Annotated in this window: 6 protein-coding genes and 2 pseudogenes; all 8 read left to right on the top strand. The window is 47.5% G+C overall.

What is annotated here, in order from left to right; genetic code table 11:
• Positions 1–146 precede the first annotated feature (146 nt).
• Positions 147–266: pseudogene (locus BBP27_RS10640) on the top strand (IS30 family transposase); the annotation flags it as partial.
• A gap of 330 nt (positions 267–596) precedes the next feature.
• Positions 597–3,788: a TonB-dependent receptor domain-containing protein gene (locus BBP27_RS03655; RefSeq protein ID WP_188212021.1), complete on the top strand. Its 3,192-nt coding sequence runs from the start codon at positions 597–599 to the stop codon at positions 3,786–3,788.
• Between the two features lie 132 nt (positions 3,789–3,920).
• Complete coding sequence (locus BBP27_RS03650) at positions 3,921–4,784, top strand: Slam-dependent surface lipoprotein (protein WP_070837965.1); 864 nt, start codon at positions 3,921–3,923, stop codon at positions 4,782–4,784.
• Between the two features lie 329 nt (positions 4,785–5,113).
• A complete protein-coding gene (locus tag BBP27_RS03645; RefSeq protein ID WP_188212022.1) occupies positions 5,114–6,580 on the top strand; it encodes a surface lipoprotein assembly modifier in 1,467 nt (488 codons plus the stop codon).
• Positions 6,581–7,195: 615 nt separating this feature from the next.
• Positions 7,196–11,386: a DUF6531 domain-containing protein gene (locus BBP27_RS03640; protein WP_265511160.1), complete on the top strand. Its 4,191-nt coding sequence runs from the start codon at positions 7,196–7,198 to the stop codon at positions 11,384–11,386.
• A 24-nt stretch (positions 11,387–11,410) separates the two neighbouring features.
• Complete coding sequence (locus tag BBP27_RS03635) at positions 11,411–11,965, top strand: hypothetical protein (RefSeq protein WP_265511159.1); 555 nt, start codon at positions 11,411–11,413, stop codon at positions 11,963–11,965.
• 186 nt (positions 11,966–12,151) lie between these two features.
• Positions 12,152–14,398, top strand: a pseudogene (locus tag BBP27_RS03630) (RHS repeat-associated core domain-containing protein); the annotation flags it as partial.
• A 12-nt stretch (positions 14,399–14,410) separates the two neighbouring features.
• Entirely contained in the window at positions 14,411–14,860 is a 450-nt protein-coding gene (locus BBP27_RS03625; protein WP_070849145.1) for a hypothetical protein, read from the top strand.
• Positions 14,861–14,898: the final 38 nt, after the last annotated feature.

Here is a 14,898-nt window from a genome sequence, read left to right as displayed (position 1 = left end):
TACATAACCTTATTATTCGAATAAAAATGGTTTTCATTTATAAAACAAATAGGCGGTTTTTGCAAGTTTAGAAACCGTAAGACAGCACTAACAACCATTTCGAATCGCAAAATATAGTATGACGCAGCTAAATCAGTAATTCATGAACCAGGGGCAAAGTGCCCGACCTCGTCAGCGTAGAAAACCCATCCGCCGTCTTTGACCAAAAATCTCACATCGGCAATTGGGAAGCCGACACCTTCATCGGCAAAAATCAGAAAAGCGCATCGCCGAAAAAACATTTAGCTTATGAAACGCCAAGTATTTTATTTTTAAATCTGTTCCAACCACTGGTGCCCGAGTGTTGCATTTGAAATCCGAATCAAAAGCTATCTGAAATTTTCAAACAAGTTTTTATTTGTTCCTCTTATCCCTCATCCTTCTATTTACTTCAGACTCAAAAACATTTCCATATTATTAAAAATTAGTTAGAATTACACAAAATTATAAATAATAATCAAACTTATTTACCTAAATTCAGTCAGAGTGTAATCGCATCTATTTTCGGTCTGTCTTGTTCAGACGGCCTTACCAATCAAGCCATATGGATACATTCTATGCAACCGATCAAAATTACAACCCTCTCCGCCTGTATCGCCGCCATTGGTTTTGCACCTACCGTTTATGCTGCAGATAATTCGACAGTTATTCTCGATACCATCACTGTCAAAGGAACTCGAAATAAGGATGAAATCGGTAAAAACCGAGTTTATACCCGCGAAATCGTCAATCTTTACAAAGGCAAAAACGAAGTCGAAACCTTCAAAGGCAACACCGTATCCGACCTTTTAAGCGGTATGTCCGGCGTGTACAGCGGCGACGCGCGCAACAGCGGTGCGCTGGACCCAAATATACGCGGCGTACAGGGACAGGGACGGATTCCCGTTACCATCGACGGCACCGAGCAGGCGATTACCGTCTGGCGCGGCTACGCAGGCGCAAACAACCGCAACTACGTCGACCCCAACATCATCAGCAGCGTTTCCATCGAAAAAGGCCCCTCGTTCAGCCGCGATATGAAAAGCGGCATAGGCGGCTCCGTCGCCCTGAAAACCATTGATGCCGACGATATTGTCCCCGAAGGGCAGAAATACGGATTTGAAGTGAAGGCGGAGGCTTCCAATAATTCCATCAAACAACGTGCCAATGTCTATGAAAAATCGGTCGATTATCGGACATTGGATGCGCCTGTTGTCGCACTCGGCGGTATTTGGCGGGCGATGTTGGACGATACCGACCGAATCGACCAGCGTTTCAACGGACGCAATAAATTTGGGAAGGATAAAGCCTACCGCATTGCCGCCGCCACCAAGCAGGACAATTTCGATGCCATGCTTGCCTATGCCTACCGCAGTAAAGGCAATTATTTTTCCGGTAAAAAAGGTGCGGAACGCTACGGTTACATCGGTCCTTGGACGATGGAAACGGTCAATGAATTAAACAGACGGGTTGCAGATGCCGCGGCAAGAGGCGAAAAATTTTACGGTAGTGAAAATATGTTAGGTTCACCTGACATTGCCAAGATCGGACTTTTTTATCATCCGGGCGGAGAGGTAACCAATACTTCGCTCGAAACCAAATCATGGGTAGGTAAAACCACCTTCCGTCTGCCGAACCATCAGACTCTTAAATTCGGCCTACGCCATACTGATGCTATTTTTGGCGAAATCATGCCTTCCCGCGTTATCGGTCCGATTTATGCCACGCCGGAAAACTTGAATAAGATTGCAGAATGGCCGAGGGCATGGGTTAAGCAGCGTTCCTACAATATCGATTATGCATGGAAGCCCGAGGGCAGCCGCTGGATAGATTTGAGCGCATCATTGTGGACAACCCGTACCAAATCCAAAACCAATACAGCAGGCGGTTCACCCGGCGATGCTCTGTATGAAGACAGGGTGGATAATCTGTCTCCATGGAAAACCGCCATGAATCGATGGCATACCTATGACGAAGAAACCAAGAGAATAATTGAAGAAGCAGGTTACACAAAAAAACCGGATGTCGTCGAACAGCTTCCGAATACCAACGGGCGCTTCAATACCATAGAGGGCAATGCCTACTATGCCAACAATACCCGCAACGGTTTCAATTTTTCCAACCGTATGAAATTGCACGATAAACTGACGCTGACCTTAATGGGTGATTTCCAAAATGAAAAATTGAGATCCCGTAATGAGTTTGCCGAAGAGTTGCGTAATGAGGGAAGGGACAAATACCCCGAAGAAGTGGAAGAAGGCAAAATCCGAGCCAATTATGAGTTGACCAATTTCGGAGAACCGCGCAACGGTAGGCGTAGGGAATGGAATCTCGGTTTCAATTTCCGGTATCAGCCGCTGAACTGGCTGACACTGACGGCAGGTGCGCGCTATACCAACTTCAAAATACAAGATCACAGTGAGCGTTTGAAAACGGGAATAGACAGTTGGGGGCAGCCTTTGATGATGAATCGTGGGATGGCTTACAAGCTGACACGTGTGGCTACCGAGCAGGAATATCGTGATTATCTGAATGCGGTTAACAATGACGAATTCAATGCGGCAAGAGACAGTATCGTAATAGATGAAAGAGGGTTGGCAATATTAAATCCCACCCCCCGTCATGACGAAAACAGACCAATGCTGGACAAGCTGGAATACTATTGGCTTAAGGACGATAAAGGCCGTTTGAATCCGAGTACAAATCCGATTTTCTCTACACCTAGTTTGGTTACACCTGTGGTCAACCCCGCATACGATCCAAATAACCCTGACAGTCCCCGTATGGTGTTGCCATATAAAGTGCTTGCAAGAGATGGCGGGGATAATTATCTGACTCCGATTACACCTGCGGAGTTGCAGCGCGCCCGAAAACAGGGCGGTAGCGGGTGGGCTCCAGCTTTTTCCGCGACCGTCAATTTTACCGATTATGCCCGCGCCTATCTGCGCTATACCGAAACCCTGCGCTTTCCCAGCATTTTTGAGGGGACATACGGCTTCTCGACAGCGGCAGGCTCATTCGCACGTTACGGCTACGGCTGGAAGCCCGAACACGCAAAAAACTGGGAGATCGGCTATATTCATGATTTGACAGGGTTGTTTCCGAAAATGAAAAGTGCGGATTTCCGCATCAACTACTTCCACAACAAAACAAAAAACGTCATCGACCGCGACTACAATCTCGAGTTTGAGCAGTTCGACAAATTATTGAGGACAGGCGTGGAATTGCAGACGCGTTTCGATACTGGAAAATTTTTTGGCGGATTGGGCGTACTGAGGACATTGAAAAACTGGATGTGTGATGATTCTTATGCATACAGGGATATTGATGTTGTATCAAAATATCTTCAAGAAGGAAAATTAATCAAACATCCAACCTGTAATCATGGCAGCATCACTAGCGGTTATCTTGCTACGGCGATTCAACCCCGCTGGTCTATCGATGCAGATTTGGGCGGGCGATTCTTTAGCAATAAACTGGAAAGCGGCGTCCGTTTCCATTTCCACAGTAGGGTTTATCAAAACCGCAGGGCGATTTTTCAGGCATATCACGACCAAGCAGGTAATGGAAAACAGGCAGACCCCGACTATATGAGATGGCAGCCTGTCGCTACATGGGATGCCTATCTGCGCTACAAAATCGGCAAGAACCTAACCGCCGAACTGGTTGGAACGAATTTGGGCAATCGCTATTATCTTGACCCAATCAATCCTACCCATATGCCCGCGCCGGGTAGAACCATCAGAATAGGGATTACAGGCAAGTTCTAATATAAAAAGAAACTATTATCATTACGAATATTTATGGTATGATAGTTCTGCCTGAGAAAGAAATCTTCCATATAGTTTATTTGGTGATTCTTTTTTTGGGGAATTTTCAATTATTTGACAAAGGATTTCAAAATGAAAATGAATTCATTTGCAATTGCTATCTTTGCATTGTCTTCTGTTTCTGTTGCGTATGCTGCTAATCCGGCAAGTGATAAAACTGTTGCGAATAATGCAGCAAATGTACGTCATCTGGAAACAACAGTAGAAGATTCGGGTAAATATGTCGGTAAGGCTGCTATCAATATTGTCGATAATACCCTTAAGGATACAGCGAAGAAGAAATATGCGAACAATAAACCAGTATCATTTGAACAGGTTAATGCAGTTCGTAACAATCCGTTAGTGAAGTTATTTTATTCTTCAATTGCTTCTAAGGATAGAAATGGCGTAACAGTGGCAAACCTACACCGTATGAGTGGTGGTATATGGGAACGCATTCCTATGCATGATCACTCCCATTTAGGCCGCCTGTCTTACGCACAAGTAGGCAATTTAGATGTCTATTTCGGTGATTGGTCTAATGTTGCACCTGGTGCGGCTGTCGGTACAAAAGGTACGAATTACACCGCCTTCTATAGCGGCACGGGCCGAACCACCAATCTGCCGACTACGGGTACTGCCACTTATACGGTTAAGGGTATCAACCAATATCATACGCAAAATACAGCCCTCTTGAATGGTACGTTGAAAGCTGATTTCGGTAAGCGAACGCTGAACGGAGAAATGGAACGCGCAGGTTTGAATGTCACCATCAACAATGCCACGATTAATACGGTTCAGGCTTCCTTCTCCGGTAAAGCTACAGCAAACAAAGTGGCCGGTACGACCCGTGGTCATTTCTTCGGCAACCAAGGCGCAGCGATTGCGGGCGTGGCTGATTTTGGCCGAAACAGTGAACTCAACACTGCCTTTGGCGGTACGAAAACCGGCAAATAATGAATCATAATGCGATAAGGCGGACGGTTTTTGACGTTCCTCATTCCGTCCGCCTATAAAACACAAATCATCCGACACACAATGCACATCGTACAGGGCCGTTCGGAAATATCGGGCTTCGCAATGCGTTTAAGCCGGTATTTTCCGAACGGCCCGTGAGTTTGAAGGCGTGCTGCTTCGATGGGCTTGAGAAGCTCATTTTTCAGACGACCCGGCAGGGGCTTTCATTCAAATAAAAAATGTTTTTGCCCGGTAAAGATGAAATGTCAGCTTTTCTTTGAAAAGGTCGTCTGAAAAACAAAGCCGCCCGATACACAGGAAAGAATTTTATGAAACGCCTTTTGCTCCTTCCTTTTTTTATCAGCCTGCTGCCCCACGCGCTTGCCGACGACAGGGAAGACCGCTTCATGCAGCTCAAACAGGGGACGGAACTCCGCCGCGCGCAGCAGGAAAGGAACGAAGCGGACAATACGGCGGTTGAGTTCGGCGCGGGAGAAGTGCAGGACGGCGAAGATTTGGCGTTGTCGCTGATGAAGGCGGTCAACGCGCAAAACGAAGAGGAAACGGTGCGGCTGTTGGACATTTACCGCCGTCAGGATGTTTACGATCCCGATATAGTGCTGTTTGCCGAGGCCAATCAGGCGGTGTTCCGCGACGATTTGAAGGCCGCGCTGGCGAAATACCGCAAGCTTTACCACCAAAATCCCGAATTTCTGCGCGGCCGCCTGGATTTGGCGCGGCTGCTGTTTATAGACAAACAAAACAAAGAATCGGCGGCATTGTTCGACGGCATCGATATTCCCGAAGTGCCCGCCGTCAATGAGAAAATCAAAGTGTTTGCCGACGCTTTGAAGAAACGCGATGCGTGGAGCGGCTCGGTTTCGTTCGGCGCGGGTTACGACACCAACTTAAACCAGTCGTCGGGCGCGACGGTTGTCCGCAATCAGACAAGCTGCGGTTTCGATTCGAACGGGCAGCCGATTCTGGACGATGCCGGAATGCTGTCCTGCCGCAACGAACAGCTTGACGCCTACGCGCCCGATGCGTTGAAAAACCGGATGTGGGTATATGAAGCCAACTTGAGCAGACGCATTTCACTCAACGGCCACCACGGTCTGCAACTGGGCGGCTACGCATGGGGCCGGCTCTATCCCGGCAACAAAGAATACGGCGAACACAATATCAACGTCAGCCCCGCCTACAGTTTTCAGAACAAAGACCATTCCTTCAGTGTCGGCCCGCAGGTGCAATACGAATGGTCGGGCGGCAAACTGCGCGACAGCAGCGCCGGCATCAGCACGGCATACAGCCGCACCTTTTCCGACCAAGCCTCGCTGGGCGTGCAGCTCGACCACAAATACGACCGCTACCGCGGCGAATTAAAACATTTCAACGGCCCGCAGACGCTTCTGTTCACCACCGCCATCTACGCCCTGCCGAAAGACTGGCTGATATTCGGCGGCTACGACTATCTACGCAAAAACAGCCGCGAAAAAGTGGATTCCTACCGTCGACACGGCCTGCGCGCGGGTGTCAACAAACGTTTCGAATCCGGCATCGACGCCACCTTTCAGGCAATCTGGCGTAAAACAGCCTATCAGGACTACCATGCCTGGCTGGAAACCCGCCGCCATGATTTCGAACGCACCTATCAGTTAGACATCAAATTCGATCGCCCTTTCCTTCGCGGCATCACGCCCGTTTTCAGCATCAAACACACCGACAACAAAAGCTCGTCCTGGCTAAATCGTTATAAACGGAATGAATTTCTAATTAAAATAGAACATAGGTTTTGAAATTAAAGGTCGGCCAGATGAGATCTTGTAAGATTATTATTTTATATTCATAATGTAATTAACTTGCAAATTTCTTATAGTTTAACTTATCAGCTTGCCAAAAAAATTTGCAAAATAGGCCGTCTGGACTTAATGTTTCAGACAGCCTTTGCAGTATAAATTAGCTATCCTCGACGCTTTATTTATTTCACAAGAGTTTGATGCTACTTGGTATTCTTATACCTCCCCTATTCCACTACACAATAAATTAGGTAGTAAAGGTAAGGTAAAATTAAGTAGCCAAATTTATCTTAAAACCTATTGATTACATACTAAAAATTGGAGTACTATGAGCACTCTCTCTAGAGTATCATTAATTCTCATTTGACATATAGGAACAATAAGCGGAATTTGTAGAAGAATAGAGAAAAGGAAATTAATTTATATTATGTTAAATTTATAATACTAGTATTTTAGTCTATTCATTCCTGTTTCTCCTAGCCGTACAATAACTTTTACAAAAAGCTTACCTGAAATTTTTCAGATGACCTTTTTATTCATATCTAAATAAAGTAAGATTCAGTCAACGGATATCAATCTTCATATCATCATCCAATCTCTGGAGTAAAGCACCCCATGGCCGTCAATAAAATCGCCCGTAAAAGCAGCAAGTTCCGCGTTGTCTTTACCATCCCCGATTTCTGTTGGCCGCCTCCGCCCGCTCCCCCTTCCGTTCCACCCATTCCCTTCCCGCTCTTTGCCGACCTCGGCGGTGCCAAAACCGTCGCCAAAGACGTACGCCTCAACCGCAAGCCTGCTTTTGTCTTTAAAGCCAGTAAAACGGATAAAACTTATGGCGACGAAATCGCCCTTCCTGGCCGCAAAGGGGTAAAGAGCCGCACCGCCACCAAACCTGCCTGGCCGATGCGCCATTCTTCCTCGGTTAAAATCCGCAAACGCTATATCGTGCGTACCGGCGATATGTTCCATATGAACGGCAAGTTCAGCAAAAGACTCCCCCCTAAAACCTGTCTGTCCTGTAAGGGTGCGGTAGGTGCCGGCCGTCCGGTCAATCCGATACATGGTTTGAAGTTTTTGACAAATGAAACCGACTTTGCCTTTGAAGGCATCCTGCCGCTGGTTTGGAGCCGCAGTTATTATTCCGACCAGGACGGTACCGGCTGGCTCGGTGAGGGCTGGAGCGTACCGGGCTGCCAACGCATCATCCGCGATGCGGCCGGATTGGCCTATATCGACGATCAGGGCCGTCTGTTCCCTTTGCCGGAAGTGGATGAAGATGACGAAGAGCCGGTATTGTTCGAGAGCGAACAGATTTGGTTCAGCAAGAATCCGGACGGCCATTACGTCATTGCTTCGCTGGACGGTTCGATAGCACTGCGTTTTGCCCCTTTAACCGTAGCGGAAGACGGTTCGGACGAAGATGCCACCCTCTTCCCTTTGGTCGCGGTAGAAGACACCAACGGCAACCATCAGCGTTTCGTCTATCATCCGCTGACCGGTCTGCCGCAATACATTATTGACGGCAACGGCCGGGTATTCTCACTGAACTTCGGCAATGTGGCCGATGAGCAGTCACCCAAAATGCGGCTGCTGTCGGTGTCGCTGTTGGAAGGTTTGCCATCCTTCGGCGAAACCATTCGGGTCGGCAATCCACTGGTCCGCTACGAATACAACGGCAGCGGTGACTTAATCCACGTCATCGGTCGCGACGGCAACGTCAAACGCAGCTTCGGCTATAAAAACAATCTGATGGTGTCGCATACGGATGCGGCCGGATTGGTATCGGAATACGAATATGACCATTACACCCCAACCGGCAAAGTCATCCGCAACTGGACTTCTTTGGGCGAGGAATGGCGTTTTACCTATCACGAAGGTTACACCGAGGTAACCGACATACTGGGCCGTACCGAGCAATACCATTACGATTACAACAACGAGCTGACCAAACGGGTGTTTGCCGACGGCAGCACCAACCTGATGGAACGCGACGACTTGGGCCGTCTGCTCAGCCATACCGATGCAATGGGACGCGTTACCCGTTATCAGTACAGTAATGAAGGCCAGGTAGAAAGTATTACCCGTCCGGACGGCGTTATCCTGCATTTCGACTATGACGACAGCTACCGTCTGATCCGTAAAAGTGATGCCGAAAGCCGTTACCACGGCTATACCTATGACGAAGCGGGCAACCTGCTGACCCATACCGACCCGCTGAAACACATCACCCGTTTCGAATATGCCGGCAACGGTCTGTTGCTGTCGGTAACCGATCCGAACGGCAGCAGTACCGCCTACCACTATAACGAAAACCATCAGCCCGACCGGATTACCGACTGTTCGGGTTACGAAACCAAACTCTCTTATACCCCCGAAGGACAGCTGGCGCGTATTACCGATGCGCTGGGACAGCACACCGAATACCACTACGATGCCGATCAAAACCTTACCCTCGCCCTCTATCCCGACGGTAGCAAAGAGACCTTCGGCTACGATGGTGCAGGTCGTCTGACCACCCATACCGACGGCGAAGGTCATACCACCGCCTACGAATACGGCCAAGACGGTCTGCCGACCCAACGCACCAACGCCTTGGGCCATACTTTCGGCTACCACTACGACCAAGCCCGCCGCTTAGTCGGCCTCACCAATGAAAACGGTGCGCGCTACCGCTTTGCCTACGACGTCCTCGACCGCCTGATTGCCGAAAGCGGTTTCGACCATAAACTGACCGGCTACCGCTACAACGCCGGCAACGAGCTGGTCGAGCAGCGCGAATTCGGCGACGACGCCTCCCTCGCCGCCAAACTGATGGCGCAGCTGGGCGGACAGCCCGTCCCCAAAAAAGACGCCGCCCCGCTTTCAGACGGCCTCGACAGCCAAACCCCGCTGCGGATTACCGAGTTCAAACGCGATATATTGGGACGCTTAATCCATACCCTCGCCCGCAACAACGACAAGGTTCAGGAAACTGCTTACCAATACGACTTGGACGGCAACCTCGTCCGTGCCGCCAACCGCCACAGCATCACCTGCTTCGACTACAACGGCAACGGCCAAATCATCGGCCAGCACCAATGGAAAGTACCGACTAAGGAAGAGAACACTCGAAACGGATTGCCCGAAACTGACTGGCGCGATGCGCAGTACGACATGCTGTACCTGCCCGTTACCGAAAGCATCCGCTACCACTACGACTTCAACGGCAACCGTACCGCCACCGTCCTGCCCGACGGCAGACAGATCAACTACCTGTATTACGGCAGCGGCCATCTGCACCAAATCAGCCTCGACGACGAAGTCATCTCCGACATCGAACGCGATAAGCTGCACCGCGAAATCTACCGTACTCAGGGTAAACTCGCCAGCCGTTACGAACTCGATCCCTTAGGCCGTCTGAAAAGGCAAATTGCCGCACTCAACGAGCTGACGCAGACCGAGACAGCTAAAAATGCAGTAACATCGGTCTATGCCGTCAAACGCAGCTACGGCTACGACCGTACCGGCAACCTGACCCACAGTACCGACCAGCGGACGGGCACAACCCGGCTCGAGTACGACAAACTGGGCAGGATTACCCAAGCGGGTAATGAAGTGTTCGCCTTCGACCCCGCGCACAATATCCTTTCAGACGACCTCAATGCCGTCACCGACAACCGCCTGAAAACCTACAACGGCAGCAGCTATTACTACGACCACTTCGGCAACCTGATCCACCGCGAACTGGCCGACGGCGAAGTACAGAACTACTTCTACGATCTGCATGACCAACTGGTTAAAGCGGAAATCTTCAAAAAAGACGGCACGAAAGAGACTTGGGCCTACACCTACGACGCTTTGGGTAGAAGGATAGGCAAAGGCCGTCTGAAAAACGAAGAAGTTTCAGACGGCCTCGAAGAAGAAACCCGCTTCGTTTGGGACGGCAGCCACCTCTTGCAGGAAATCCAACCGGACGGCAGATATACCTATCTCTACACCGATCCGGATTCCTACGAACCCTTGGCGCAGGTACGCAATTGGACCAACGAAGACGGCGAAAGCAAACAGGAAATCCACTACTTTCACTGCGACCAAATCGGCATCCCGAGAGAGATGACCGATAAAGACGGCAACCTCTTATGGTTTGGCAACTACACCGGCTGGGGTCGTCTGAAAGAGGAAACCAAGGTAACGGCTAGCGCATACCAGCCCTTCCGCCTGCAAAACCAATACGCCGACCATGAGACGGGGTTGCATTACAACTTCTTCAGGTACTATGAACCTGATGCGGGTCGGTTTGTGAATCAGGATCCGATTGGGTTGTGGGGTGGCTTTAACGTTTATCAGTTTGCACCGAACGTTCAAGGTTGGCTTGACATATTAGGATTAAAAAATAAATTTGCATTTGACCATCCTGATTGTATTGCTAGACGTAAAAAGATTAGCAATATAGAAAATGATATTATTAAAAGAAATCAAGAAATCAAAGCTAATCCTGGAAATTTACCATATAAGCACAAACCTGGTATGAAGCCTAGAGATTCAGTTGAAGGACATATTCAACTAGTTGAACAACTTAAAGAAACTTTGAAAAAACATAAACAATGGTTAAATGATAATTGCGATGATTTACCTCCACCATCCCCTGGTAAATGTACCTCACCTTCTTCAGTACCTAATAGTCAAACCCAAGAAAATTTGAAAACTGTGGGGAAAGCAGCGGGAACCGCCGCTGCAATCTACATAGGGTATAAAATTGTAAGAGCTGTTGCTATATCATTTGTTGCCACCCCCGTAGCAGGAGCTGGTAGTTTAGCATTGCCATAATTTTAAAATATAAAGGCTATGAAAATGAACTATAAAATAATTAGTGCAATGAGCAATCTAGAAATAATTAAATATTTACACTCATTAGAAAATAAAAAGGATTTACAAGATGCTTTGGAATATATTTCTCTAAACTTAGATAGCACAATATTTCAACCTACTATTGATAACGACACATTCTTTTTTATATATCACCTCCTCAGTAATAAAAAAATAATCCAAAATAGGGGGCTTTGGGAATTTATTATTACCCTAGAAAGTTCAGATCTTGACTTTTCCCAAATAACTAAAGCTAAAAGGTTTAAATTAATAAATAAAATTACTTCAGCGTCTGAGCTTTATGAAAGTTCAGTGGCTTGCGAAATAGGAAGATTTATTATTCGATATTTATTAATTAATAAACCTGAAAGACTAAAATATATCTTAGATATTAAAAAAGAGTTAGATAAAAAAAAAGCCAAGTGTAATTATTTAGATATGTTATATTTTATGCTTTTGGACTATCAAGATAATTCTGAAATTAATCAAAGCGAAAAAGAAAATATTACTAAACTATTAAAAAAAATTAGTAAATCATAGTTTTTCTTGCAAACATTGTTCCCTTTTTAAAACTAAGTTGCTCCGTATCATTAGATATAACGATAGCAAGCCGCAATTCGCATGAAACCTCCACAACATAGGGTGTTGCGGTTTCTGCTTTTCAAACGACCTCACTCCTTTTTCGAGGTCGTCTGAAATATTTCTTCCATAACAATCCAAGCCAAAACCACCTACGAATACAGCCAGGACGGTTTGCCGACCCGACGCACCAATGCGCTGGGCCATACCTTCGGCTACCATTACGACCAAGCCCGCCGCTTAGTCGGCCTCACCAATGAAAACGGTGCGCGCTACCGCTTTGCCTATGACGCCCTTGACCGATTGATTGCCGAAAGCGGTTTCGACCATAAACTGACCGGCTACCGCTACAACGCCGGCAACGAACTGGTCGAGCAGCGTGAATTCGGCGATGACGCCTCCCTCGCCGCCAAACTGATGGCGCAGCTGGGCGGACAACCCGTCCCCAAAAAAGACGCCGCCCCGCTTTCAGACGGCCTCGACAGCCAAACCCCGCTGCGGATTACCGAGTTCAAACGCGATGTATTGGGCCGCTTAATCCATACCCTCGCCCGCAACAACGACAAGGTTCAGGAAACCGTTTACCAATACGACTTGGACGGCAACCTCGTCCGTGCCGCCAACCGCCACAGCATCACCTGCTTCGACTACAACGGCAACGGCCAAATCATCGGCCAGCACCAATGGAAAGTACCAACTAAGGAAGAGAACGCCCGAAACGGTTTGCCCGAAACCGACTGGCGCGATGCGCAGTACGATATGCTGTATCTGCCGGTTACCGAAAGCATCCGCTACCACTACGACTTCAACGGCAACCGCACCGCCACCGTCCTGCCCGACGGCAGACAGATCAACTACCTGTATTACGGCAGCGGCCACCTGCACCAAATCAGCCTCGACGACGAAGTCATCACCGACATCGAACGCGATAAGCTGCACCGCGAAATCTTCCGTACACAAGGTAAACTCGCCAGCCGCTACGAACTCGATCCCTTAGGTCGTCTGAAACGGCAAATCGCCACCCTTAACGATTTGACGGAAGGCGGCAAAGGCAAAACCAAAGTAGCGGCGGGCTATGGCCAAACCGCCGTCAAACGCAGCTACGGCTACGACCGTACCGGCAACCTGACCCACAGTACCGACCAACGGACGGGAACGACCCGGTTCGAATACGACAAACTGGGCCGGATTACCAAAGCCGGAAACGAGCTGTTCGCCTTTGACCCCGCGCACAATATCCTGTCCGATCACAACAGCCCTACCGTCCCCGACAACCGCCTGAAAACCTACAACGGCAGCAGCTATTACTACGACCACTTCGGCAACCTCATCCACCGAGAACTGGCCGACGGCGAAGTACAGAACTACTTCTACGACCTGCATGACCAACTGGTTAAGGCGGAAATCTTCAAAAAAGACGGCACGAAAGAGACTTGGGCCTACACCTACGACGCCTTGGGCAGGAGGATAGGCAAAGGCCGTCTGAAAAACGAAGAAGTTTCAGACGGCCTCGAAGAGGAAACCCGCTTCGTTTGGGACGGCAGCCACCTCTTGCAGGAAATCCAACCGGACGGCAGGTATACCTATATCTACACCGATCCCGACAGCTACGAACCCTTGGCACAGGTACGCAATTGGACCAACGAAGACAGCGAAAGCAAACAGGAAATCCACTACTTCCACTGCGACCAAATCGGCATCCCGAGAGAGATGACCGATAGCGACGGCAACCTGGTTTGGTTTGGCAACTACACCGGTTGGGGCTGTCTGAAAGAGGAAACCAAGGTAACGTATAACGCATACCAACCCTTCCGTTTACAGAATCAGTATTGCGATGAAGAAACAGGGTTGCATTACAACTTCTTCAGGTATTACGAGCCTGATGCGGGGCGGTTTGTGAATCAGGATAGGATTGGGTTGCTGGGTGGAGAGAATCTTTATCGGTTTGCAAAAAATACACAAGTATGGGTTGATTTACTAGGTTTATCTCCTACTCCTGGTGCATGCAATACCCCATGTTCTAGAGAAGACATTATTGAGTACACTAAACTTGAGGTAGGAAAACGTGAAAATGATATTAAAAGTATTGCCTCTGATGCGAGAGTTGGAATAAGAGGTAGTACCGCTTCAGGGAAAAGTAGTTATAAGGGTACGAACTGGAGTCCATCTTCAGATATTGATGCTTTTATTGCTACTGATATGCTAACAAAAGGAGCAATGGGAAAAGATTTGCCTAGTGAATTGAAGAATATAGAATCAGACATAAACAAGGCATTAAAAGAAAAATGCCCTAATAATGGAAAAGGAAATGACTTATTTTCATTTAAGGTTCAAAAATCACGATTCCCTGAAAATGCTCAGCGGTTTGCTGAGAAAATCATACTTATATTTTAAGGAGGAAATATAATGAAGTTACCTTATAAACCGCAAGATATTAGAAATTTTTTTGCTTATTCATATGAGTTTATTGATTGTCTTGATTTTATGAGAAATCCTGATGAGATAATTGAAAATTATATAGAGTATGAAAAATTTATTATTGAAAGAATAAAAAATATTGGAATATCAGATAATTTTTATTTTGAATTATCTGATACTGACTCCTACGCTATACAAGCAATGTGGATACCACCTTTTGCTATTGTTGGTATTCTAGTAAATGGATTAATTCAGTTTGAAAATAAACAGGGAATTCATTTTTCAATTAATGAACAGGAACAGTGTGATTTAGATATTCAAACTGATAAACGCTGGACAATGGGTCTTGTACTGTTTCATGTAAAAAATATTAAAAGCGGAGAGTCTTTAATATTGTCTCCATTTCAATTATCTATTCCTGATTATGGACTTGAATGAAGTAGCATAGAAGCCATCGCAAGGTTCTCTGAAAATTT

The sequence above is a fragment of the Neisseria sp. RH3002v2g genome, assembly GCF_014596425.2.
Taxonomy (GTDB): domain Bacteria; phylum Pseudomonadota; class Gammaproteobacteria; order Burkholderiales; family Neisseriaceae; genus Neisseria.
Note: the sequence above shows the minus strand (reverse complement) of the source record. Positions and strands in the feature narration are given on the sequence as shown.